Source organism: Sorangium sp. So ce185 (genome assembly GCF_051526825.1).
GTDB classification, from domain to species: domain Bacteria; phylum Myxococcota_A; class Polyangia; order Polyangiales; family Polyangiaceae; genus Sorangium; species Sorangium cellulosum_D.
Genome location: NZ_CP150316.1, coordinates 9,030,861 through 9,054,639, shown reverse-complemented (window position 1 = coordinate 9,054,639; position 23,779 = coordinate 9,030,861). Strand labels below are relative to the sequence as shown.

At 73.0% G+C, this 23,779-nt stretch carries 13 protein-coding genes; 5 read left to right on the top strand and 8 right to left on the bottom strand.

What is annotated here, in order from left to right; all coding sequences use genetic code 11:
* Positions 1–652: 652 nt before the first annotated feature.
* Positions 653–2,923, bottom strand: coding sequence for a hypothetical protein (locus WMF26_RS33070; protein ID WP_437995975.1), 2,271 nt, complete (start codon positions 2,921–2,923; stop codon positions 653–655).
* Between the two features lie 858 nt (positions 2,924–3,781).
* Positions 3,782–5,101 carry a ferritin-like domain-containing protein gene (locus tag WMF26_RS33065; RefSeq protein WP_437995974.1) on the bottom strand — a complete coding sequence of 440 codons (1,320 nt, stop codon included), beginning with the start codon at positions 5,099–5,101 and terminating at the stop codon, positions 3,782–3,784.
* Between the two features lie 280 nt (positions 5,102–5,381).
* On the opposite strand from WMF26_RS33065, the gene WMF26_RS33060 reads away from it, so the two are divergent.
* Entirely contained in the window at positions 5,382–5,924 is a 543-nt protein-coding gene (locus WMF26_RS33060) for a GNAT family N-acetyltransferase (protein WP_437995973.1), read from the top strand.
* Between the two features lie 39 nt (positions 5,925–5,963).
* On the opposite strand, the gene WMF26_RS33055 is transcribed toward WMF26_RS33060, so the two are convergent.
* Positions 5,964–7,706, bottom strand: a complete 1,743-nt coding sequence (locus tag WMF26_RS33055) for a trypsin-like serine peptidase (protein ID WP_437995972.1) — start codon at positions 7,704–7,706, stop codon at positions 5,964–5,966.
* Positions 7,707–7,881: 175 nt separating this feature from the next.
* Here WMF26_RS33055 and WMF26_RS33050 point away from each other — a divergent pair, with 175 nt between their 5' ends.
* Complete coding sequence (locus WMF26_RS33050; RefSeq protein WP_437995971.1) at positions 7,882–8,514, top strand: TetR/AcrR family transcriptional regulator; 633 nt, start codon at positions 7,882–7,884, stop codon at positions 8,512–8,514.
* Complete coding sequence (locus tag WMF26_RS33045) at positions 8,514–9,818, top strand: MFS transporter (protein ID WP_437995970.1); 1,305 nt, start codon at positions 8,514–8,516, stop codon at positions 9,816–9,818. Before WMF26_RS33050 ends, WMF26_RS33045 begins: the two co-directional genes overlap by 1 nt.
* On the opposite strand, the gene WMF26_RS33040 is transcribed toward WMF26_RS33045, so the two are convergent.
* Entirely contained in the window at positions 9,787–11,220 is a 1,434-nt protein-coding gene (locus tag WMF26_RS33040) for a PQQ-dependent sugar dehydrogenase (protein WP_437995969.1), read from the bottom strand. The genes WMF26_RS33045 and WMF26_RS33040 overlap by 32 nt on opposite strands.
* A gap of 258 nt (positions 11,221–11,478) precedes the next feature.
* On the opposite strand from WMF26_RS33040, the gene WMF26_RS33035 reads away from it, so the two are divergent.
* The gene (locus tag WMF26_RS33035) at positions 11,479–12,138 is read left to right on the top strand and encodes a histidine phosphatase family protein (RefSeq protein WP_437995968.1); all 660 of its coding nucleotides are present in this window, start codon (positions 11,479–11,481) and stop codon (positions 12,136–12,138) included.
* A gap of 272 nt (positions 12,139–12,410) precedes the next feature.
* On the opposite strand, the gene WMF26_RS33030 is transcribed toward WMF26_RS33035, so the two are convergent.
* From WMF26_RS33030 to WMF26_RS33015, 4 genes are all read right to left on the bottom strand, one after another.
* The gene (locus tag WMF26_RS33030; RefSeq protein WP_437995967.1) at positions 12,411–18,404 is read right to left on the bottom strand and encodes an AAA family ATPase; all 5,994 of its coding nucleotides are present in this window, start codon (positions 18,402–18,404) and stop codon (positions 12,411–12,413) included.
* A 544-nt stretch (positions 18,405–18,948) separates the two neighbouring features.
* On the bottom strand, positions 18,949–20,055 hold the full coding sequence (locus WMF26_RS33025) for a P1 family peptidase (RefSeq protein WP_437995966.1): 1,107 nt from the start codon (positions 20,053–20,055) through the stop codon (positions 18,949–18,951).
* Between the two features lie 190 nt (positions 20,056–20,245).
* A complete protein-coding gene (locus WMF26_RS33020; RefSeq protein ID WP_437995965.1) occupies positions 20,246–21,058 on the bottom strand; it encodes an acetolactate decarboxylase in 813 nt (270 codons plus the stop codon).
* Between the two features lie 118 nt (positions 21,059–21,176).
* Complete coding sequence (locus WMF26_RS33015; RefSeq protein ID WP_437995964.1) at positions 21,177–22,292, bottom strand: GIY-YIG nuclease family protein; 1,116 nt, start codon at positions 22,290–22,292, stop codon at positions 21,177–21,179.
* Between the two features lie 273 nt (positions 22,293–22,565).
* On the opposite strand from WMF26_RS33015, the gene WMF26_RS33010 reads away from it, so the two are divergent.
* Positions 22,566–23,720, top strand: a complete 1,155-nt coding sequence (locus WMF26_RS33010) for a glycoside hydrolase family 16 protein (protein ID WP_437995963.1) — start codon at positions 22,566–22,568, stop codon at positions 23,718–23,720.
* The last annotated feature ends 59 nt before the right edge of the window (positions 23,721–23,779 follow it).

The following is a 23,779-nucleotide window of genomic DNA, read 5'->3' as shown; positions in this document are numbered from 1 at the left end:
TCAGCATGCCTCGTACCTCTGGGTTGAAGTGAGGGGATGCCTTCACCAGCCGGTGAGTTGACTACGTGAAAGCACTGCTGTGGCACATGACGACAGCTGTGACAAAGGGCACCACCGCGGCGTCGCGCGCCGCGGCCTCTCCCCCGAGCACAGCAGCCATGGCGCGCCGGAATTCCGGCACAAATCGCCGCGGCCGCGCATTTTTTTCGGTGCCGAGGAAGAGCCCAGTGTTCACGTTGTCACCGCCCGGGCTCCTTGCGAAAAGCGTGCAAGCTGCGCCACGGTCCGGCCCGGCACCTGGACCGTGGTGGGTCGATGGCGGGGATTGTCCTACATTGTGGACTCTGGGCGGCGTGCGGGGGCACCTCGCCGTCGTGGCGCGTCGCAGCGCGTCGGTGTCCGCGCCGGGGGGGAGGCTGGAGCTCGCGACCGGTGACCGGTGGGCTCGCGACGGTGGGGGCTCGCGGGTCCCGCCATGCTGGGCGGCGGGACGGGGCGCGGCCTCTCGCCGTGCGTGCGGTGCGCGAGGAGCAAGCTGAGGGGGTGAGCCAGCTGTCCCCTGTCCTCAGGGCCGTTGTGAAGGGGACAGGGGGCAGCTGGTCGAGAGGTGGGGCTCACGAGCCCGTGAGCATGGCCCTGCGGTCGATCGCCTTCAGCGCTCGGGCACCTCGGCGCAGACCGCGAACGTGGTCAGCGCCACCGTCTGCCCCTTCTTGCCGTAGCCGCCCTCGAACACGGCGGTCGAGGTCCAGCCCGCGCGGCCCTCGTCGGCGGCTTCGAGCGGCGAGTTCTCCACCACCCTGCTGGTCGCCTGGGCTCCGCCGGAGATCGAGAATCCGCCGCTGAGCACGACCTCACCCGCGTTGCAGAGCGCCTTGACGTTGACGAACGCGCTCGTCGGCCCTGCCTCGCGCGTCACCGAGACCACGCGGATCTTGGCGATGCCGGGCGACCCCATGGGCCCTTGCGGGCCGCGCTCGCCCCTCGGACCCTGCGGACCCTGCAGACCCTGGGTGCCCTTGACGCCGTCGGCGCCCTTGAGGCCCTGGGGACCGATGGAGCCCGCGGGACCCGCGGGGCCCTGGGGACCGCGCTCGCCGCGCTCGCCCTTGGGCCCTTGCGGACCCTGGGGACCCTGGGGACCGCGCTCGCCCTTGGTGCCTTGCGGACCCTGGAGGCCCTTGGTGCCGTCGACGCCCTTGAGGCCCTGGGGACCGATGGCACCCGGAACGCCCGCGGGGCCCTGGGGACCGCGCTCGCCGCGCTCGCCCTTGGGCCCTTGCGGACCCTGGGGACCCTGGGGACCGCGCTCGCCCTTGGTGCCTTGCGGACCCTGGAGGCCCTTGGCGCCGTCGACGCCCTTGTGGCCCTGGGGACCGATGGCGCCCGGAACGCCCGCGGGGCCCTGGGGACCGCGCTCGCCCTTCGGGCCTTGCGGACCCTGGGGACCGACCTCGCCCTTGGGGCCCTGGGGACCCTGAGGACCGCGCGCGCCGTCAGCGCCCTTGAGGCCCTGGGGACCGATCTCGCCCCTGAGCCCCTGGGGACCCTGGAGGCCCTTGGCGCCGTCGACGCCCTTGTGGCCCTGGGGACCGATGGCGCCCGGAGCGCCCGCGGGGCCCTGGGGACCGCGCTCGCCGCGCTCGCCCTTGGGGCCTTGCGGACCCTGAAGACCCATCTCGCCCTTGGGGCCCTGGGGACCCTGCGGACCGCGCGCGCCGTCGGCGCCCTTGAGGCCCTGGGGACCGATCTCGCCCCTGAGCCCCTGGGGACCCTGGAGGCCCTTGGCGCCGTCGATGCCCTTGTGGCCCTGGGGACCGATGGCGCCCGGAGCGCCCGCCGGGCCCTGAGGACCGACCTCGCCCTTGGGGCCCTGCGGACCCTGGAGCCCTTGCGGACCGCGCTCGCCCTTGGGGCCCTGAGGACCCATCTCGCCCTTGGGGCCCTGGGGACCCTGGGGACCCATCTCGCCCTTGGGGCCCTGGGGACCCTGAGGACCGCGCGCGCCGTCGGCGCCCTTGAGGCCCTGAGGACCGATCTCGCCCCTGAGACCCTGGGCACCCTGGAGGCCCTTGGCGCCGTCCGTGCCCTTGAGGCCCTGGGGACCGATGGCGCCCGGAGCACCCGCGGGCCCTTGGGGACCGCGCTCGCCGCGCTCGCCCTTGGGACCCTGAGGACCCATCTCGCCCTTGGGGCCCTGGGGCCCCTGAGGCCCACGCGCGCCGTCAGCGCCCTTGAAGCCCTGAGGACCCATCTCGCCCTTGGGCCCTTGAGGGCCGCGCACGCCGTCGATGCCCTTGATGCCCTGCGGGCCGACGAGCCCCTGCGGGCCGACGAGCCCCGCCTGCCCCGGCGCGCCCGGCTCGCCGCGCTCGCCCTTGGGCCCCTGCGGCCCCTGGGGCCCCTGCGGACCGCGCTCGCCCTTGGGGCCCATGGGCCCCTGAGGCCCACGCGCGCCGTCAGCGCCCTTGAAGCCCTGAGGACCCATCTCGCCCTTGGGCCCCTGAGGGCCGCGCACGCCGTCGATGCCCTTGATGCCCTGCGGGCCGACGAGCCCCTGCGGGCCGACGAGCCCCGCCTGCCCCGGCGCGCCCGGCTCGCCGCGCTCGCCCTTGGGCCCCTGCGGCCCCTGGGGCCCTTGAGGACCCCGCTCGCCCTTGGGCCCCTGCAGCCCCTGCGGGCCTGGCTCGCCCTTGGGCCCCTGGGGCCCCTGGGGACCACGCTCGCCCTTGAAGACCTGCTGACCCACGAAGCCCTTGCTCGTGCGGGGCTGGGACACCAGCTCCTCCGAGGCCTGGCACTGGTCCGGGCTGTCCACGCTGCGGAGCTGTCCAGTGTGCTGGTGCTTGCACGCGTAGCTCAGATGGGCGTCAGCCGTGCCCTGATCCGAATCGGCGGCCCAGACCACGCCTGCGCTGGCCATCACGCCCGCAAACCCGGCGACGATTCCAGCAGAAACCGCACTCGCTCGATACTTTCGCATGTGAGTCCGCCTTTCCATCGATTTCGAGCTTTGATGCGCTCGATTCCCGCAGTCAGTCGTGTTCAGATCAGGTGGAGCCCACAGGCGAGCGAATCGGGCGAAGGGCGACTCCAGGGCGGATCTCCGCCCTGGCCCTGCCCCGACCTCTCGATGAAAGTCCCACCAATTGCCGGCACGAAAAGCCAGGGCGATGCGTCGATACGACACCCTGCGGGCCACGCCACGACGCGTGGCGCAATCAGGTGCCGCCAGCGCTCGAAGGCTCCAGTCGCCAACCCGCTGTGTCTGGAGCGATCCTAAGTTGATGGGGGCGGCTCACCAAGCCCCCTGCCGAGGGCTTGACGATCAGGGCTCCTGTCGATCCGCGGCCGCGTATGCGTGGAGCGCTGGGCGGCGGCCGCGCCCGCGAAGCCCGGGCGCGTCGCGGAATCAGAACGAGGCCAGCGCGCGGCGAATGCCTGGAGAAGCAGCGGCCCGCGCGTCGCGGTGCTCAGACGAGAGGAGCTTGGACCCGCGGGCGCCAAGACGAGAGGACGTCGACCCCCTCGGCGTCCTTGGCGTCTATCTTGTCTGGATACACCTTCGGCGTGCGGGCCAGGTGTTCGAAGAGAAAAAATGAACCACAGAGGCGCAGAGGGCACAGAGGAGAGAGCGAGAAAGAGCTCCTTCTCCTCTTCTTCTCTGTGCCCTCTGTGCCTCTGTGATTCGTCTTCTCTTGTTCTCTGGATTTCTAGGTTGGCGACGGAGGCCTCTGGCGAACGCGAGAGGCACCGCGGATTCGCTCGGCGCTAGCCCCCGCTAGGCGCCCACGCCCGCGGCGATCGCCTCCGCGAAATTCCGCGAGAGCCTCCTCGCCGCCTCCCGGCCCGGCATCCCGGCGTGGGCCACGAGCGCCGGATCCACCTCGCGCCGCGCCTCCTCCTCGAGCGCCGAGAGCGCCTCGCGCCGCGCCTCGTCGACGCGCCGCAGCTCGGCGGCCGAGAGCCGCGGCCGCACCCAGACGTCGATCGCCCACGAGAGCTTCGCGTGCCGCGCCTCGTCGCGCGCGACGCGCGTCATCACGCGCCGGACCAGCGGATCGCGCGCGAAGCGCCCCTGCCACATGCCGACCAGCGCCCCGTACGTCTCCCGCACGCACCCCTCGGTCGCGTTGTCGATCGCGAGCTCCTCCAGCGATCGGACCGGCCTCGGCTCCACCCGCGGCGGCTGCCAGCGGCCGCCGTAACGCGCCGAGAGGCGCCGCATCACGCGCGCGTGCCGCACCTCGTCGCGCCCGGCGGCGCGCGCCCGCTCCACGAGCGGCCGCGGCGCCCCGTGGTGGGCGAGCTCGCGCCCGAGCACATCGAAGGCCCAGACGCTCGCCGCCTCGAGCCGCGCCACGTTCGCGAAGTACGCCCCCACCGGCGTCGCGCCCCGGCCCGCGGCCCGCAGCAGCCCCGCCGGCCTCCGGCCGACGCAGGCGCCGGACTCGGACTCGATCACCTCGGTCTCCAGCTCATGCACGCCGCCGCCCGCGTCGACCCCGAGCACATAGAGCGTGCGCTCGATCGGAGCGCAGGTCGCCGTGTACCGCGTCGCGAGGACCTCGTACGCGTCGCCGTCAGGCCGGACGCCGCCCTCGTCGGGCTTGCCGCAGCGGACGGTGTAGCCTGCCAGCGACGCGGCGAGCACCGCGTCCGCGGGCGCGTCCACGGGGCCGAGCCACGCCCTCACCGCGTCCCGCGTATCGAGGACCGTCACCTCGTCGCCCGCGTTGACGATCAGGATGTGCTCCGGGCAAAAATCCACGCAGTCCCCGAGGCGGAACCCCTTCGTCGACGTGGCCGCCGCGATCTCCTCCTCGCATGCGGGCCTGTCCGCCGCCCCGGAGCACTTCTCGCCCACCGACTCGAGCGCGTTCGGCGTCGCCGCGCCCGACGGGCTCGCTGTCACTCTCAGCTCTACGTAATCGGCAGGAGCCCCGGGCTCGGCGCCCGTCAGGTACGGGGTGCGCCCCTCGCTCGCGCAAGGGATGGGCTCGAAGACGCTGGTGTCGATCCCGCATCCGCCGACGAGGGGCGCGAGCGAGAGCGACAGGACACGAAGCAGGATCTTGTCGATGGGGTTCGAAGAGGCCATATGCGTCCTCACCCAACAAGTTCTGTGCCGGCGAGGACGGCGCGGAGGGCTCGCAGGCTCGCGGACGGCGAGCGCTCGCTGGCCTGACATCGTCGTCGCACCGGACGCCCGCGGCACAGCCCGACGAGGGCGGCCGCCGTCGAGCGCGCCACGCGCCGGCCGCGTAGGCTCGAGGCGCGACCGCGGCCGCGCTGTGCCACGCGCGGGCCGGGGCCGACGCGATGCTGCGCCTGGCCGACCCCGCGGTGCATCGCCGTGGCGGACCCGGTAAGATGGCGGGATGGTCGCCCTCGACAGGAACGAGCCTGACGAAACCCCCGCTGTCCTCACGACGCAACGCCTGAGCCTCCGCCCCCACCGGCCTTCCGACGTCCCCTTCATGATGCAGCTGAACGCCGATCCCGAGGTGATCCGCTACACGGGCGACCCTGCGTTCGCTAGCGAGGACGAGGCGCGCGCGGTGATCGCGCGGCTCGCGCACCAGTTCGAGGCCTTCCGCATGGGCCGGTTCGTCGCCTCGGACCGGGAGACGGGGGAGAAGCTCGGCTGGTGCGGGCTGAGGTGGCACGAGGAGCTTGGACTCGCGGATCTCGGATATCGTTTCTTCCGGAAGCACTGGGGCAAAGGCTACGCGACCGAGGCGGGCGCGGCGTGCATCCGGTATGCGTTCGAGGAGCTCGGGCTCCCGAGCCTCGTCGCCCACGCGATGCTCGAGAACACCGCGTCGGTCAGGGTGCTGGAGAAGCTGGGGTTCCGCCGGACGGGGCCGACCGTGTTCAAGGGGCTCGCGGCGGAAGAGTTCGTGCTGCCGAGACCGGCGTGACGTCGGGGATGTCCGGCCTCTGACGGCGGGCGACGCGGCTCACTCGGGCAGCAGGTAATCGAACGGCTCGCCCACGTTGCCCACCCAGTCCGTCGGGCGCACGCAGAACCGGGCCGGCAGGTCGCGGGGGTCGAGGAAGATGGGGATCCGCCGGTACCTGCGCCACTCGGCCGCCGGATCGTCGCAATCGGTCGTGTCCGGGGGGCCGAAGAGGTACTCGAAATCCGCGTGCTCCGGCAGGGAGAAGATCGGCTCGACGCGCATGCCCTCGGCGGCGTCGCCCCCGCGCGAGAGCGCGGGCCGGCGCGACGGCGGGGTCGTGTCGATCGTGGTGAGGACGATCGTGGGGAACGAGAGCGGCTGCCACGCGGCGTCGGGCGTCGCGGTCGGGCCGGCGATCGCGCAGAGCAGGTGGACCCCCTCGGCCTCGGGCAGCGCGATGGCCGACAGGTCCTGGGAATCGAGCTTGATCGGCGCCGAGTAGCCCTCTTGACGGCGGCAGTCGACCTCGCCGGCGCGCCCCAGCTTGTAGCGGAAGAACCCGAGCGCGTCCCGCGCGCCCAGCGTCACCTCCCAGGTGTTCGTCGCGCCCGTCGCCGGATCGCTCGGCCGCTCGCGGGGAGCGGGGTAGGTCAGCACGTCGAGCGCCCGGCCGGCGTCGAGGGCGCAGCCCTCGCGATCCAGCGCGAAGCGGCCGTCGTCCCCGAAGCAGGCGCTCACGCCGGTGACGTCGACGGCGTAGCTCGCGCCCTCGACCGACACGCCGGGGGGCGCGCCGACCTCGCAAGGCCTGCCGAGGAAGCAGTCGCCGTCGGGCGGGCTCCCCAGGGTCGTGGTGTTGACGACCGCATAGACCCGCTGCGCGTCGTCCAGCAAAGGCGAGCCCGAGCTGCCGTTGGCGATGTCGGCGCAGCGGTTCCGGTGCGCGCCGAACCAGTGCCAGCGATACTCGACGATATCGAAGGTGCCCTCCTCGCTGCAGCGGGCGCGCCGCAGGAACTCCACGTCGAGCTGCGGCGCGCCCACCACCGACACGCGCCCCCCCGGCGGCGGCGCCGAGGGCGCGAGCCCGAGCGCGACGACGCCGCGCTCCGCGAGGGCGCCGATCGTGGTGTCGAGCTCGACCACCGCGAGGTCGGTGCCCTTCATCGTCGCATAGCGGATCGCCTTCGCCGGCACCTCCACCTGAGCGCCCTCGGTGTCGCGGAAATAATTGAAGATCATCCGCAGCTCCGGGGTCGCCTCGGTGTCCACGAACACCGCGTTTGCCGCGGTCTCCGCGGCCCACTCGTGGGTGCAGTGAGCATTCGTGAGCACGTGGGCCGGCGCCTCGGGGCGCCCCGCGGGGTCGACGAGGAACGCCGTGCAGGCCCCGGAGCCGAGCCCGCCGCTCAGCCGGCCCACCGCCCTGAAAGGCGCGCTGGCCTCGTCCCGCCCCGAGAGGAGCTCGGACTCGCCGTCCCCCGGCCCGCTCCCGCCGGCGCCGCCTGCGCCGGCCTCGCCACCTGCGCCGGCCTCGCCACCTGCGCCGGCCTCGCCACCTGCGCCGGCCTCGCCACCTGCGCCGGCCTCGCCGCCTGCGCCGGCCTCGCCGCCAGCGCCGGCCTCGCCGCCAGCGCCGGCCTGGCCCCCGGCGCCGGCCTCACCGCCAGCGCCGCCCGCCCCGCCGCCGCCCTGGCCGCCCGCGTCGCCGGGGGGCGACGACGGCGCGCAGGACGCGGACACGAGGCCGGCGCAGGAGAGCAGCCCTGCGATCATCAGCGAGAGAGGACGCGACGTCATCGATCGAGCTCCTTGATGGCGAGACGCCGTAGCTTACCCGCCGCCCATGCAGCTCGCCCGGCGCGATCCTGCTCGAGCGGCCCGCGCCCCTCCTTGACGGGCGGCTGAGGCCGCTTCATAAGTTGGTTGTACGACCAACCAACAAACCGGCGCCAGCGAGCGCAGGAGCGGCAGGATGCCTCGCCCCTCGAACACCGCGGAACGTCGAGCCCAGATCGCGCGCGCTCTCCTGGAGGTCATGGCGGAGCGCGGCTACGAGGGGGCGTCCATCGGGGCCGTCGCCGCGGCGGCCCACATCGCGCCGGGGCTGGTCCACTACCACTTCGAGAGCAAGCGAGAGATCCTGCTCGCCGCCGTCGAGCTGCTCGCGCGGGACCATGAGGGTCGGATCGAGCGGCGGCTCGCCGCCGCGGCGGGCGATCCGGAGGCCGAGCTCCGCGCGTTCATCGACGCGCACCTGCGGGTGGGCGAGGGGGCCGACCCGCGGGCGCTCGCCTGCTGGATCTGCGTGAGCGGCGAGGCGCTCCGGGACGCCGATGTCCGGAAGGCGTTCGCGGGCGCGCTCGAGGGCGCGGTGAAGAAGCTCGCCGCGATCGTGCGGCGCGGCGCGCGGGCGCGGGTGTTCTCCTGCGCGCGGGGCGACGTGGACGCCGCGGCTGCGGCGATCGTGGCCGCCATTCAGGGGTACTTCGTGCTCGCCGCCACGGCGCGCGATCTCATCCCCCCGGGCTCGGCCGCCGGCGCGACGTGGGCGATGGCGTCGGGGCTCCTCGGCCTCTCCTCCGCCGCCAGGAAGGCGACCCGCTGATGCGCTCTCCCCACCTGTCCTGGCGACGTCTCGGGCTCTTGGCGTCGCTGTATATGTGCCAGGGGCTCCCGTTCGGCTTCTTCACCCAGGCGCTCCCGGTCCTCCTGCGCAAGCAGGGGATCTCGCTCGAGGGCATCGGGCTCGCCTCCCTGCTCGCGCTCCCGTGGGCGCTCAAGTTCCTCTGGGCGCCGCTCGTCGATCGCTTCTTCTTCCCCCGGCTCGGGCGCCGCCGCTCGTGGATCCTGCCCCTGCAAGGGCTCACGATCGCGGCGCTCGGGCTGCTCGCGCTGCGGGACCCGGGGGAGGGGCTCTCCTCGGTGCTCGCGGCGGTGCTGATCGTCAACCTGCTCTCCGCGACCCAGGACATCGCCACGGACGGCCTGGCGGTGGATCTCCTGGCGCCGGGCGAGCGGGGCCTGGCCAACGGCATCCAGGTGGCCGGGTATCGGGCCGGGATGATCGTGGGCGGCGGGGCGCTGCTCGTCCTCTTCGACCGGCTGGGCTGGGGGCTCACCTTCGCGCTCATGGCGCTGTCCATTGCCCTGCTGAGCATTCCCACGCTGCTCGCCCGCGAGGCGGCGAGTGGGCGCGAGGGCGCTCGCTCCTCCTCGGTCGTCGCCATCGCCACCTCGTTCTGGAAGCGCCCCCATGCCCGGCAGGTGCTCGCGCTCATCGTCGTGTACAAGCTCGGCGACGCCTTCGCGGTGGGCATGCTGCGGCCGTTCCTCACCGATCTCGGCCTCTCCCTCGCGGACATCGGGTGGCTCCTTGGGGCGGTGGGGTTCGTCGCGGGGCTGCTCGGCGCGCTCGCCGGCGGGGCGCTGGTGCTGCGGCTCGGGCGGCGCTCGTCGCTGGTCGGCTTCGCCGTCCTCCAGGCGGCGAGCGTGCTCGGGTACGCGTACGCCGCCCGGGCCGAGGCAGGGGTGCCGCTGCTGGCGGCGCTCTGCGCGTTCGAGCACTTCGCCGGCGGGATGGCGACGGCGGCGCTCTTCACGTGCATGATGGACTGGACCGATCGGGAGAGCGCCGCCACGGATTACACCCTCCAGGCGAGCGCGATGGTGATCGCCACGGGGGTCGCCTCGGCGGCGAGCGGGTTCTCCGCGGGGCGCCTCGGCTATCCGCTGCACTTCAGCCTGGCGGCCGTCCTGGCGGCGCTCTCGCCGGTCCTCGCATTCCTGCTGTTTCCGAGCGCGCGCTTCACGTCGAAGCTCGCGCTCGAGGAGGCATCCCAGGGCCAGAGCGACAGGCTCCCTGCTCGGGCGCCCTACCTCACTGACCGGTGTACGAGACGCGGTAGATGATGCCGCTCGTGTCGTCGCTCACGAGGAGAGACCCGTCCGGCATCTGGAGGAGCCCGGCGGGGCGGCCGAAGGTGGCGCGGCCGTCCTCGATCAGCCATCCGGTGATGAAATCCTCGAAGCCCGTCGGCGTGTGGGTCGCGTCGTCGAAGAGGACGCGCACCACCTTGTAGCCCACCGGCGGGTAACGGTTCCACGAGCCGCGCATCGCGACGAACGCGTCGTTCTTGTACTCGGCCGGGAACTGGTCGCCCGTGTAGAAGCGGAAATCGATGGGCGCGCTGTGCGCGTCGTAGATGAGCACCGCGGGCTCGGTGGCGGCGGCGTATTCCTGTTTCGTCGTGTCGGGCGGGTCGTCCATGATCGGATCGAGCCCCCGCTCGCCGGGGCCGCTCGAGTACACATAAGGCCAGCCGTAGTTGTTGCCCTCGACGAGCCGGTTGAGCTCCTCGGGAGGCACGACGTTGCCGCGCTGGTCGCTGCCGTGATCCATGCCCCAGAGCTCGTCGGTGCCCGGGTACCAGTCGAAGCCGATGGTGTTGCGCAGGCCCTTGGCGAAGACGGTGCGGTCCTGCTGCGTCTGGGGGCCGAGCGATGGGTCGATGAGCAGCAGGGCGGCGTGCTCGGGGTTCGTCTCGGCGCACGCGTTGCAGCTGCTGCCCACCGAGAACAGGAGGGATGTCCCGTCGGGGGTGAAGCGCATCGTGCGCTTGCCGTGCTGGCCGCCGTCGGGCAGATCGGTGATCAAGGTCGACGCGTCGCCGAGGCGGCCGTCGTCGTCGATGGGGGCGGCGTAAAGGCTCGTCGCCGTCGCCAGGTACATGGTGTCGCGTTCGGCGTCGAGCGCGATGCCGTGCAGGGTCTCGAAGCCCGGACCCCCCGTGAACACCTTCGTCGACTCGTCCGCCGCCCCGTTGCCGTCGGTGTCGCGCAGGAGCAGCACGTCCCCGGTCGTCGGCCGCGTAACGTACACCCCGCCGCCGGGGGCGAGCTCCATCATGCGCGCATTGTCGGCCCCTCTCGCGAACACGCTGATCGTGAACCCCGGCTTCGTCTTGAGCTTTTCGAGCAGCTCGTCGGAGAACGGCCGCTCCTCGGGCCGGAAGGTGTTGTCGTTCTCCGGGCTGTACCCCCCGGCGCCGCCGCTGCCGCCCTCGCCGCCGCTGCCGCCTTCGCCGCCGCCGCCGCCCTCGCCGCCGCTGCCGCCCTCGCCGCCGCTGCCGCCTTCGCCGCTGCTGCCGCCGCCTGCGCCCTGGCCGCCCCCTCCTGCCTGCGCGCCCTGATCCGATGGCGCGCCGCCGCTCCCTCCGGAGCCGGCCTGGACGTCGGCGGGCTGAACGCCGCCTTCCTCGCCGCACGCCGCGACGAGGAACAGGATGAGCAAAGGCGCAAATTGCCGTTTCATGCGAGCGACCCTTTCCGCAAGAGAGGCCCCGGGTGCGTCGGGGAGCGCCCTCCGCCCGGAACCCTCGCTGGATGACCTTGTTCGGACGAGGACCGAAGCACGCCGCGTACCTGTTGGGCGGCCAGCGGGTAAGCGAGGACCTCTTACAAACTGGCTACCCGCGCGCTGTGGCACGATGGCTCGGCGCCGGCCGGCGCGTGGCAGAAAGGCACGGCGACGCGCCGCGCCGCCGCGCGCCCTGCTACAGTGCGGCCCATCGTGCACGCCACAACGAAGCTGATGCTCATCCGGCACGGGGAGACCGACGACAACCGCGCGCAGGTGTTCCAGGGACAGGCGGGGCGCGGGCTCAACGCGCGGGGGCGCGAGCAGGCCGCGCGGCTCGCGGCGCGGTTCGCCGGCGCGCGGCTCCGGCTCGCGGCCGTCTACTGCTCCGACCTCGAGCGCGCCGAGGAGACGGCGGCGCGCCTCGCCTCGGCGCTGGGCCTCCGGGCGGCCGCGGACCCTGCGCTGCGGGAGGTGAGCCTCGGCGCCTGGCAGGGGCTCAGCCGCGGCGAGGTGCAGGCGCGCTTCCCGGAGGAGTGGGCCGCATGGCGGAGCGGCGTCGATGTCCGGCGCGGGGGCGGCGAGACATACGCGGAGCTCGGCGATCGGATGATGCGCGCGCTCGATCGGATCGCGGCCCGGCACGCCGGCGAGGCGGTCGGGGTCGTCTCCCACGGCGCGGCCATCAAGACCGCGGTCGGGCGGATGCTCCAGATGGACGGGAGCGGGCTGAAGGCGCTCCAGGTGCCGGCGAACACGGGCGTCTCCCTGATCGAGCACGACCCGAAGAGCGGCTATCGCGTCGTCGTCTGGAACGACGCCGCTCACCTCGGCGACGCGCTGGTCGAGGCGCTCTCCGCGCCTCCGGCGTGAGGCGCGGCGGCGGCGCCGGAGCGCCGGACGACGGGCTCGGGCGGTCAGACGTCGGACCACGGAGAGCCGGCGAGAGCTCAGGGCGTGCGCCGCCGGGCAGTGCTCAAAATTGAACATGAAGGCGGGAAGGCGGGAAGGCGGGAAGAAAAGATCAGTGCTCTTCCTGTCTTCCCGCCTTCATGTGAGCTCTCTCCGGGCAGATTTGTGCACCACCCGCCGCCGCGACGGCCGCGAAGCTGGCCTGTCGGCGCGAGCGATCCCTATCGAACGCATCACGCCGGCGGGCGCGCGGCGCCCAGGCCGTCCGTGTCGGTCTCCGCCTCGGCCGCGTGCAAGGGGAGCTCCACGATGAACGTGGCGCCGGCGCCCGGCGCGCTCTCCACGCGGATGGTGCCGCCATGCGCGGTCACGATCCATCGGACGATGTAGAGCCCGAGGCCGAGGCCGCCGAAGTTCCGGACCGACACCGCGCGCTCGAAGCGCTCGAAGATCCTCGCCTGATCCGCCTCCGCGATGCCCATACCGTGATCGCGGACCACGAGCAGGGCCCGATCGGCCTGGCCGCGCACCATGACGTGAATCGGGCCGCCGGCGCCATATTTCATCGCGTTCGACAGGAGGTTGATGAGGACCTGCTCCATGCGCGACGGATCCCAGCGCCCGACCACGGCCTCGTCCAGATCGAGCTGGACGCCGCAGCGGGCGTCGGCGAGCTGCTGGCTCATCCGCTCGACGATCTCGCGCACCAGGGCCGCCAGATCGACCGGCGCGCGCGCGAGCGTCAGCTGCCCGGCGCTCAGCCGCGTGACGTCGAGCAGCTCGTTGACGAGGTGCGCGAGCCGCGCGATCTGCCGATTCAAGACCTGCAGCGCCGCGTCGAGGCGCTCGGGGGCGAGCTCGGAGCGCTGGTAGCGCCGCAGCAGCCGCTCGATGAGGTGCGCCTGCATCTTGAGCGAGGTCAGCGGGGTCTTGAGCTCGTGCGAAGCGACGAGGAGGAACTCGTCCCGCCGCTCGATCGCCTGCTGGGCCTCGGCGAACAGACGGGCGTTGTCGAGCGCCAGCGCCGCGCGGGCGCCCAGCTCCTCGGCCAGCCACAGGTCGGCTGGGCCGTAACGGCGCTGAGGCCCCATCAGCAGCAGGAGCATGACCCCGAAGCAGCGGTCGCGCGCGAGGAGCGGAACCCGGATGAAGGCGTGAACGCCGAGCTGCCCGAGGAGCGGCGCGGCGCCGAGGTCGCCGACCTCGGGCGGCGCCGGCGCCGCCGTCGTTAGGGGCCGCACCGCGTCCCTCACGGCATCGACGAGCTCCGCGGGCACGCCTGCGATGGCCGTGTGCCCCGGGGCGTCGGGATCGAGGCGCATGTCGACGACGCACCGGTCGGCCAGCTCGGGGACCGCGAGCTGGGCCACGCTCTCGAGGGTCGCGCTGTAGCCGAGGGCCATCAGCCTGCGGCTCGCCTCGGCCAGGAAGCGCTCGGCCCGCTCGGCCCGCTTGCGCTCGGTGATGTCGGTGGAGATGCCGCACAGCACGCCCGACATGACCCCCTCGCCGAGCGGGAACTTGACCGACAGGAAGGTGCGCGGTCCGTCCGCCAGCTGCACCTCCTCCTCGCACTCCAGCGGCTCGCCCGCGTCGAACACACGCCGGTCGTTGTCCTGGAGGGTCCCGACGGTCGGCCCAGGAAAGAGCTCGGCGTCGGTCTTTCCGAGGACCTCTTGGCGCGGCAGGCGCACGAGGTGGCCCGCCTGACGGTTGACGAGCACATACCGGCCCTCGCGGTCCTTCAGGTAGATGGCCGCGGCCGAGTTGTCGACGATCGCCTGGAGGGTGGCCTGGTTCGCCTGGAGCGCCTGCTCCGCCCGCCGGCGCTCGGCGTTCTCCTGCTCGACCTGGGAATAGAGCATGGCGTTCTCCAGCGAGATGGCCGACTGCGAGGCGAGCAGCTCGAGCACGCTGAGCCGCGCCGGGGTGAACGCGCCAGCGACGAGCTTGTTCTCCAGGTACAGCAGGCCGAGCAAGCGGGCCTGCCGCACGATGGGGAGGCACAGCACCGACCTCGGCTGCTTCCGGGCGAAGTACGCGTCCTCCGAGAACGGGTGCCGGGCGGCGGCGTCGTCGAGGAGCACGCGCTCATGGCTGCGACGAACGTAGTTGAGGATGGACCGCGGCAGCGCCGCCGCCTCCGCCTCGCCCGCGTCGAGCAGCCGCGCCGCGCCGCCGGACGCCGCGATCGCCGCCGCGGTCGACAGGCGATCTTCCCGGGCCAGGAGCACATAGCCCTCCTCGGCGCCCGCGTGCTCGACCACGATGCGCAGCAGCATCTCGAGCAGGCGCGGGAGCTTGAGCTCGCCGGAGATGCTCTGCGCGGCCTTGACCACCGAGAGGACGTCGAACTGCTCGGCCCGCACGGCGAAGGTGACCGTGGGCGCGATCGGCTTGCGCTCGACGAGGAAGGGATAACGCTGGTCGAGCTGCTCCACCTTGGCGTGGGCGCCCCAGCGGAAGTAGGCGGCGCGGGCCTTTTGCAGGTAAGCGTCGGCGGGCGTGGACAGGCCGCGCGCGCGGTAGAACCCCGCGGCGAGCTCGCAGGCGATCGCCTCGTGCTGGACGAAGCCGTGCTCGCGCGCCGACGCGATGGCCTGCTCGTAGCGCCGGGCGGCCTCCCCCTCCCGCCCGAGGAGCCGGGCGATCTCGGCGCAGACGAGGGCGTGCTTGTGGAGGAAGTTCGGGGGACAGCTCTCCGCCCACTCGCCGAGCTGCCGCTCGCAGTCGAGCAGCGCTCGGGGGAGCTCCTCGGGCGGCGACGCCTCGTCCGAGACCGCGGCGAGCGCGAGCGCGTGGACATAGAAGCTCTCGACGACGAGCGCGTGGGCGTCGTTCCTCCAGTCGTAATCGACGACCAGGCGGGACGAGGCCGCGAGCGCCTCGGCCGGAGCGCCGAGGACGAACCGCGCCTGCGCCTTCAGGCTGAAGTAGATGCTGTGCGCGCTGCCCGCGGCCCCTGAGAGGAGCCAGCCCTCGAAGGCCTCCTGGTCGAGCTTGGACCCGTCCAGCATCGGAAAATCGACCGGCCGCCCGCGCAGCGCCTGGATGAGGTACCGGACGCCGAGCAGGGCGCCATGAACGAACGTGTAGCCGGCCCTGCGCACGAACCCCATCCGGTCCTCGGTCTGGTGGAGGACGTCCTCCAGCGGCTCGCCGCAGAGCAGCGGGAACGCCGCTGCCCAGATGCAGTTGTAACAGGCGTTGTTCCAGTCGCCGCACTCGACCGCGGCGTTGAAGCCGAGGCGGGCATAGGAGAAGGTCTCCCGGTAGTGGCGCGTCCAGAAGATCACCTGCTGCGCGAGCAGCGTGAACACCGAGGCCTTCGTGGCGAGGACGGGGCTCCTGTCCGCCAGGTCGTAGGCGAGCTTGCCGAACAGATACGCCTCTTCGTATCTCCCGAACTTCGGGGCGAGCACCCTCGCGAAGGCGGCATACGCTTGGGCGGAGGTCTCCGCGTTGCCGTGGCGCAGGCTGAGCTTGACCATGCGCACGACGAGCAGATAGTGCAGGTTCTGGTCGACGAAGAAGGCAGGGATGATGACGCCCCGGAGGACGCCCATCGCGACCTTGATCTCCGGGTGTGTCATGGAGGGCAGATCGAGCAGGCCCTCGATGCGCCTGTCGCCCAGGAGCTGCCAGACGGCCTCGGTCTCCTCTTCGACCAGCGCGTCGGTGACGGGGAGCGACACCTCGATGTCCCAGGCGCGGAGGCACGAGAGCCCGATCTCCACGGCGCGCGCGGGTCGCCCGCGGGTGGCGTTCAGCGCGACGGCGAGCTCGACGACCGCGGCCCGTTCGGCCCTGTTCCTCGCGCGCTCGGTGAGCTCTGCGAGCAGCCGCTCGGCCTCGTCGAAGCTGCCGGTGACGTACGCGGCGCGCGCGCGCTCCAGGCCGAGGTCGTAGGCGAGCTCGTAATGCGTCTCCCAGCGCTCCTCGGGGAGGAGCGCCGTGCCCGCGGCGAAGAGGGACGCGGCGGTCTCGTGGGCCGCCGCCGCCTCGGCCCTCCTGCCGGCGCGCAGGTTCAGCGCGGCGAGCTCGGCCCGCTCTGCCGGAGAGCGGATGAGCGCGGCGCCGCGGTTGAGGTGGCCCACGATGTCGAAGAGCGTCTCCTCGCGCTCCGCCGCGCTCCGCCCCTCCAGCAGCAGCCGGCCGATACAGAGGTGCACCTCGGCGAGCTGCGCCGCCGGGATGAGCGCCCGGGCGGCCTGCTGCACCCGGTCGTGGACGAACCGGTACGCGCCGTTCCGGCGGAGCAGCAGCCCTTCTCGCGCGGCCTCCGAGAGCGCCTCGGAGAGCTCCGCCGCGGGGCGCTTCGCGACCACCGCGAGCGTGTCGAGCGTCAGGCTGCTGCCGAGGCACGCGGCGAGCTTGAGCGCGTCCTGCGCCGGGGCCGAGAGCCGCTTCAGCTTGCCCACCATCAGATCGACGACGTTGTCGCTGAAGCCCTTGTCGCGGATCGCGGCGATGTCCCAGCGAAAGGCGCCCGCCTCGGCGTCGAAGGCGATGAGCCTCCCCTGGTGCAGCTCGATCAGGAACTGGATCGCGAAGAAGGGGTTGCCGCCGGTCTTCTCGTGGACGAGCTGGGCGAGCGGCTCGACCTGCTCGGCCGGGGCGTGGAGCGCGCCGGCGACGAGCGCTCCGACGTCGGACGCGGAGAGCGGCGCGAGGACGATGTCGCTGACCAGGGCGCCGCGCCGCCGCGCGTCGGCCACCATGAGCGCGAGCGGGTGCGCCGGGCCGACCTCGCTGTCCCGGAAGGCGCCGATCAGCAAGAGGTGCTCGGCCTCGGCGTAGGTGACGAGCTGCTCGAGCAGCTGGAGGCTCCCGGCGTCGGCCCACTGGAGATCGTCGAGGAAGAGCACCATCGGGTGCTCCTCGTGGACGCACGCCGCGACGAAGCGCTGGAGCGTCGCGTGGACCCGGTGCCGGGCCTCGACCGCGGGGAGCTCCGGCGCGGGCGGCTGCGGGCCGAGGAGCAGCTCGAGCTCGGGGAGCACGCCGGCGAGCAGCCCGCCGCTCGCGCCGAGCGCCTCCCGCAGGCGCTGCCTCCAGCGCTCGAGCTCCTCCTCGCTCACGCACAGGATCTCCTGCACGAGGCCGCGGAACGCCTGGAGGAAGGCGTGGTACGGGACGTCCCGCTTGAGCTGCTCGAACTTGCCCGAGAGGAAGAAGCCCCGCTCGCGCACGACGGGCCGGTGCAGCTCGGCCACGAGCGACGACTTGCCGACGCCCGAGTACCCCGACACGAGCACGAGCTCCGGCCGGCCGTGGGCCACCACGCGCTCGAAGACGGCGAGCAGCGCCTCGACCTCGCGCTCGCGGCCGTAGAGCCGCTCCGGGATCTGGAACCGAGCCGAGGCGTCGCGCTGCCCGAGCGGGAAGGCCTCGACGGCGCCGCGCGACCGGAGGTCGGCGAAGCACCGGTCGAGGTCGTGCTGCAGGCCGAGCGCGCTCTGGTAACGCTCCTCCGCGGCCTTGGCCAGGAGCTTGAGCACGATCGCCGACAGCTGCGGGGGGATCGAGGGGACGAGCGCGTGCGGCGGGGGCGGCGTCAGGGCGATGTGGCAATGCACCCACTCCACGGGATCGCTCGCCTGGAAGGGCAGGGCGCCGGTCAGCAGCTCGTAGAAGGTGACGCCGAGGGAGTAGAGGTCGGACCGCTCGTCGATGGAGCGGTTCATCCGGCCGGTCTGCTCCGGCGCCATGTACGCGAGCGTCCCCGCGATCAGCGCGTCGTGGGCGAGGTCCTCCGGCCCGCGGGGCGAGGTGCAGGCGATCCCGAGATCGGTGATCTTCACCTCCCCGGTGTCGGGGTTGTAAAGCAGGTTCTGGGGCTTGATGTCCCTGTGGACGATGTGGTGCCGGTGCAGCTCGGCGAGCGCGGCGGAGAGGCGCAGGGCGAGGGGGAAGAAGCGCTCGAGCGGCATCGGCCCGCGCTGGAGCAGGTCGAGCGAGCGGCCGCCGAAGTCCTCCAGGACCAGCGCCACCTGGTCGCCGAACGCCTCGATCGCGTGCGCCTTGACGATGACGGGCGCGGCGAGCCCGCTCGCCACCTCGTGCTCGTGGTGGAGCCGCCCGAGGGCGTGGGGGCTCGCGTGGTCGCGCCGCAGGACCTTGAGCACGACCGGCCGGCCATCCTCCGCGCGCCTGGCTCGGTAGAGGATCGTATCTGCCCCGGTGTGCAGGACCTCCAGCACGAGGTAGCGTGAGCTCTGGGGCATAGGGAGATCTTCGAAAGCCGGGCGGCTCCCGAGGCGCCGACGTGGGGCCTGATGTTGCCAAAAGTGCAGCGCTTCGCCACGGACAAATGGCGGTGCGGCGCCGCGTCGGCTCGCTTGCTGCGCGCTCCCATCAGCCCCCGACGTCCGTCCCGTTCGTAACGATACTGCGGGGGCGGACCCGTTTGTGGTCGAACGCGGTCGCGAGGACATGGCCGGAATCGGCCCCGCGGCGCCGTGCGCCCTGGGAAGCCAACACGAGGTGCACCACGGACATCCACGCTTGGACCGACCGCTGCATTCTTGGGCTCAGACCACTCGCCATCGTGAGATGTGGTATCTGGGCCGCCTGCGCCAGGTCATGTGATCTCTCAGGCATACGGACAAATGGGGCCGAGCCGGCTCGCGGTGGCGCTCAGATTCGTCCGGAGAGAGTTCACATGAAGGCGGGAAGGCAGGAAGACGATTGATTTTCTTTTTCTTCCCGTCTTCCCGCCTTCATGTTCAATTTCGAGCACTGCCCGGCTCGCCTGCGGCGCCCTCCCGATCAGGCCCGCGGAGCGCGGCCGTCGCGCCGCGGGACGCCGTACCTGGACAGCACCTCACGGACGCGATCCAGCGGAATGGCCTCCACCGTACGGCCGTTTCCCGAGGTGGTCTCGGCCGTGAAGAGCGAGTTGTAGATGGCCTCTTCGGTCGCCTCGATCACGGCCTGGAACAGCGCCGAGGTCTCCTCGTTGGCGAGCTCCGTCGTCACGAGCCGTCTCGCGCCGGAGGGGCGCCGGACCGAGGCGCTCGTCGAGAAGGCCACCGCGTAGTCCCCGGAGCCGCTGGCGGCGGAGGAGCCCGTGCGCGCCAGGCCGAAGAGCGCGCGCGCCGCGAGGCGACCGAGGTTGCGATCCGACAGCGGCGCGTCGGTCGCGACCACGATGAGGATGGACCCGCCGCCCGGGTCCGGATCGAGCTCCGCGCGGAAGGCGTGCTGGCCGAGCTCCTCGCCGACGGGCGCTCCCATCACCTGCAGCACGCCGCCGAAGTTCGACTGGACGAGCACGCCGACGGACGCGCCGCCGAGCGGCGGCGGCAGCGCCCGCGAGGCGGTGCCGATCCCGCCCTTCCATCCGAACGCGACCGTCCCCGTGCCCGCGCCCACGCACCCCTCCGGCACGGGCCCCTCGCGCGCCGAGGCGAGCGCCGCGCGCACGTGCGCGGCGGTGATCGGCCGGCGCCGGATCGCGTTGAGCACGCCGTCGTTGGTCTCGCCGACGACCGGGTTGAGCGAGCGCACCTCCTCCATGCCCGGCTGCTCCAGCATCCACTCGACGAGGGCGTCTGCCGCCCGGAACACGGAGAGCGTGCTCGTGAGGAGGAGGGGAGTCTCGAGCTCGCCCAGCTCGCGGACCTGCGTCGCGCCGACGAGCTTGCCGAACCCGTTGCCCACGTGGATCGCCGCGGGGACGCGATCGAGATAGAGATTCTCCCCGTGCGGGAGGACGGCGGTGACGCCGGTGCGGATCGCGTCGCCTTCGACGACGGTAGCGTGGCCGACGCGCACGCCGCGCACGTCGGTGATCGCGTTCAGCGGGCCCGGGTCGAAGATCCCGGGCGCGACGCCGAGGTCACGGGCGCGCACGGCGCCCCCTGCAGGAGCCATGGAGCGGGGCGCGACGGGCGCGCGGACTGCCTCGTCCGGACAGCAGGCGTCCGCGCCCTGGCGGCGAGGTGCGGTCGGCCGCGACGTGCGCCCGGGTGACGGGAGGCGGCGAGCAGCGGTGTCTGGCGCTCATGGGGAGAGGTGGTTCAACCGCCGTGCCAGACAGCGCAGCGGCGCGGGAGGTCGAGCGTCAAGGCGCCGGCAGGAGGACGCGCGCGCCGCGGGCGAGCGTCACGCCGTCCACGTGGCCCATCAGCGATCGCTCCGGCAGCACGACATGGAAGTGCGTGTTCGACCCCATGTGCGTGAAGACGCCGTGGTGGCGCTTCGAGAAGAAGCCGACCAGCGTCCCCTCGGCGGCGGGGAGCGTTCCGCGCGCCGACGCCCGGATGTGGTCCGCGTGGCCGCCGCCGGGCGCGAGCTTTCTCCCGTCGATGACATGCCAGCTGAGATCGCGGAGAACCCCGCGCACCTGGACCGGGACGGCGACGTCCGTGTCGAGGCCGCGCTCCCGCAGCAGGGCCTCGATGCGCGCGTCGATCTGCCCGTCCGGCACGTCGGCGTCGAGCGTCGCCTCCTGCCACCGCGCGACGTTCGCCACCACGAAGAGCGTCGCCTGCTCCTCCGCCCCGGTGGCGCGCACGTCGAGCGCCCCGTCATCGCGCGCGTACGACGTCCAGATCGCGTCGTCGACCACCGTCACCTCCCCGCGCAGCTCGCTGAGCGCCCCGATGCCGAACGCGTGCGGGCCCGGCACGACATCGCCGATGCGCACGGCAGGCCCCGTCTGCCCCTCGTGCATGATCGCGCGGAGCGCGCCGAACGAGCGGACCTGCACCGACGCGGACGCGCCCGACGCGGGCACCGCCGCCGGCGCGCCCGGCGCGGGCTCGGCCGCGGGCGCGCCCGGCGCGGGCTCGCTCGAGCGCGTGCAGGCGGCGGCCACGGACGCCAGGAGGGCGCCGAGGAGAACGCTAGAGACCTTCGCTCGCATCGCTCGCATGGGGCTGCTCCTCGGTCACGCGCAAGAGCGCGCAGTTCAGGACACATCGTTGCGTGTCGCAACCCTCTCCGGCGCCGAAAGGTTGCTCCGCGCAACCACCGCCGGCGCGCGGCCGAGGCTACCCCGTGAGCCCCGGGACCGGCTGCGTCCGCGCGAGCTCGTCCGGGTAGCGCTGGAACCACGACGACAGCAGCAGCACCTCGTCGATCTCGCTGAGCGGCACCGGCGCGGCGGCGGGCTCCGGGGGGCCGTAGACGTCGGCCGTGAGCCGCGCGAGCGCGCGGCGGTCGTCGTCCGAGCGCGGCGCCGCGGCCTCGGCGCGCACGCTGCCGCGCCGGACGAGGTAGACCCGATCGTCGCCCTCGTGGCCGGGGACGGTGTAGAGGAACGAGAGCGACTCGATGGCGAAGCGGAGCCGCCCCAGCTCGCCGCGCAGGGCCGTGAGGCGCTGGATCCGGTCGCGCAGCGCCGCGGCGCGCTCGAACTCGGCGCGCTCGCGGCAGGCCTCCATCTCGTCGCGGAAGCGGCCGATCGGGCCGTCGCTCCGGCCCTCGAGGAAGGCGCGGGCGAGCGCCACGCGATCGCCGTACTCCCGCGACGAGCAGCCCGCGACGCAGGGGCCGAGGCAGCGCTTGATCTCGTAGCGGATGCAGCCCGGCGTGCGGCGCTCGAGGGAGAAGAGCGTCTGCTGGTCGTTGAAGAGCACCGGCACGTCCTCGGCGCAGTCGCGCAGCCCGAGCGCGTTGGAGAGCGCGCGCACGGCCTCGCGGACGCGGCCCGCGCCCGTGAACGGCCCGTAGTAGAGCGCGCCCGGATCGCGCGCCGGGCCGCGCACGACGTGGAGCTTCGGCGCCGGCCCGCGCGTGACCTTGATGAAGGCGTAGCGCTTGAGGTCGCGCTTCATGGCCACGTTGAAGCGCGGCCACAGCCGCCGGATGAGCCGGAGCTCGGCGAGGAGCGCGGCGAACTCGCTCGGGCAGTACTCCCACGCGACGTGGCTCGTCTCGCGGAGGATGCGCGCGCCCTTCTCCTCGGGCTCGCAGCGGAAATGACCGAGCAGCCTCGTGCGCACCCGCTTCGATTTGCCGACGTAGAGGACGGTGCCGTCCTCGGCGGCCATCTGGTAGACGCCGGGCCGGTTCTCGGCGCCCGCCCGCACGAGGCCGCGGAGCCGCGCGAGCCGCTCTTCATCGCCGGAGCCCTTCCGGGCGGGGAGCAGCGCCGCGCGCGACATCGTCCGATGTTCTTGCGAACCCGCGGCGGCCGCGCAAGCCGCGCCGCGCGGAGCCCGCGCGGCCGTAGAGCCCGCCGGTCCGCGTGGGCTCGACCAGCGGTCGGCATGGCGCTCGGCGCCAGCGCGTCGCTCGAGGCCGAGCGCTTCGTCACCGGCGAAGGGTATCCTCCTCGTGGCGGCCGCCGCGGTCCACTCCGCAAGCACCTGCGGAAGCGCTGAGGCGCGGCGCTCGGTCCCGGCGATGGGACGCTCGACACGAAAGGAACAGCCTCGATGCAAATGGATCGCGAAGGCCAGAGGATCGCTGCTTCGAAGGAGCGGGCGCCCCGCGGCGCGCGCTTCGTCCCCGCCGCGGGGGCGGCGCTCCTTGCGGTGCACGCGCTGCTCGGTTGCTCGAGCGAGACCGCCGCCCCTGGTGGGGCGAGCGGCAGCGGCGCCGGCGGCGAGGGCGGCAGCGGCGCCTTCGGGGGGAGCGGCGGCGAGGGCGGCAGCGGCGCTTTCGGGGGGAGCGGCGGCGAGGGCGGCAGCGGCGCAGGCGGCGAGGGCGGCAGCGGCGCTGGCAGTGAGGGCGGCAGCGGCGGCGGCGGCGAGGGCGGCAGCGGCGGCGGCGGCGTCACGGTATCGGCCGAGCTCTTCGATGACTTCAGCTACACCGGCATCGCCGACGACAACCTCACGAGCCGGTGGTGGGTACGGACGACCGACGGCGCCCCCGGGGTCGACGGCGCACAATGGCTCTCGTCCAACGTGTCGTTCATCGAGGATCCCGATCTCGCCTCGAACCGGCTGCTGCGGCTCAAGGCGACCACGAGCGGCTCCGGCGCGAGCACCTCGCACGCGGAGATCCAGTCCAACGACGACAAGTTCCGCCTCGGGACGTACTCCGCCAGGGCGAAATTCAGCAACACGCCGCTGACCGGGACCCGGCACCTCGCCGACAAGCTGGTCGAGACGTTCTTCACGATCAGCCCGTGGATCAACGACCCCGAGACCGATCCCAACTACTCGGAGCAGGATTTCGAGTACATGCCCAACGGCGGGTGGGGTCAGGGCGACACCAGCACGTTGTGGTTGACCTCGTGGGAGACGGCCACGCTCGAGGATACGCAGTCGAACCAGGTCGCGGGGGACCAGTCGGGCTGGAAGCGGCTCCTCCTCCAGATCGACGAGTCCGGCATCGACTACTACATCGACGGCGCGCTGCTCTGCACGCACGACGCCAGCTACGTCCCCGAGACGAACCAGCACCTCGACTTCAACCTGTGGTTCGACGAGCTCGCCGCCGGAGAGACCGGCCCGCGGACGTACGCCGAGGACGTCGACTGGGTTTACTTCGCGAAGGACGTCCTCCTGTCGCAGGCCGAGGTGGACGCGCGGGTGGCCGGCTTCCGGGCGTCCTCGGCTGCCCTCGTGGACACCCTTCCTTAGCCCCACCCGGACGCCGCGGCGCGAGGCCGCGGCCATACCGGGGCGAGCTCAGGGCGATC

Excerpts from the sequence above, each read along its gene's own strand:
- WMF26_RS33020 (WP_437995965.1), bottom strand. The coding sequence starts at position 21,058 with ATGCGAGCGATGCGAGCGAAGGTCTCTAGCGTTCTCCTCGGCGCCCTC.
- WMF26_RS33040 (WP_437995969.1), bottom strand. The coding sequence starts at position 11,220 with ATGAAACGGCAATTTGCGCCTTTGCTCATCCTGTTCCTCGTCGCGGCG.
- WMF26_RS33015 (WP_437995964.1), bottom strand. The coding sequence starts at position 22,292 with ATGTCGCGCGCGGCGCTGCTCCCCGCCCGGAAGGGCTCCGGCGATGAA.
- WMF26_RS33050 (WP_437995971.1), top strand. The coding sequence starts at position 7,882 with ATGCCTCGCCCCTCGAACACCGCGGAACGTCGAGCCCAGATCGCGCGC.
- WMF26_RS33055 (WP_437995972.1), bottom strand. The coding sequence starts at position 7,706 with ATGACGTCGCGTCCTCTCTCGCTGATGATCGCAGGGCTGCTCTCCTGC.
- WMF26_RS33070 (WP_437995975.1), bottom strand. The coding sequence starts at position 2,923 with ATGGCCAGCGCAGGCGTGGTCTGGGCCGCCGATTCGGATCAGGGCACG.
- WMF26_RS33010 (WP_437995963.1), top strand. The coding sequence starts at position 22,566 with ATGCAAATGGATCGCGAAGGCCAGAGGATCGCTGCTTCGAAGGAGCGG.
- WMF26_RS33030 (WP_437995967.1), bottom strand. The coding sequence starts at position 18,404 with ATGCCCCAGAGCTCACGCTACCTCGTGCTGGAGGTCCTGCACACCGGG.
- WMF26_RS33065 (WP_437995974.1), bottom strand. The coding sequence starts at position 5,101 with ATGGCCTCTTCGAACCCCATCGACAAGATCCTGCTTCGTGTCCTGTCG.
- WMF26_RS33045 (WP_437995970.1), top strand. The coding sequence starts at position 8,514 with ATGCGCTCTCCCCACCTGTCCTGGCGACGTCTCGGGCTCTTGGCGTCG.
- WMF26_RS33025 (WP_437995966.1), bottom strand. The coding sequence starts at position 20,055 with ATGGCTCCTGCAGGGGGCGCCGTGCGCGCCCGTGACCTCGGCGTCGCG.
- WMF26_RS33060 (WP_437995973.1), top strand. The coding sequence starts at position 5,382 with ATGGTCGCCCTCGACAGGAACGAGCCTGACGAAACCCCCGCTGTCCTC.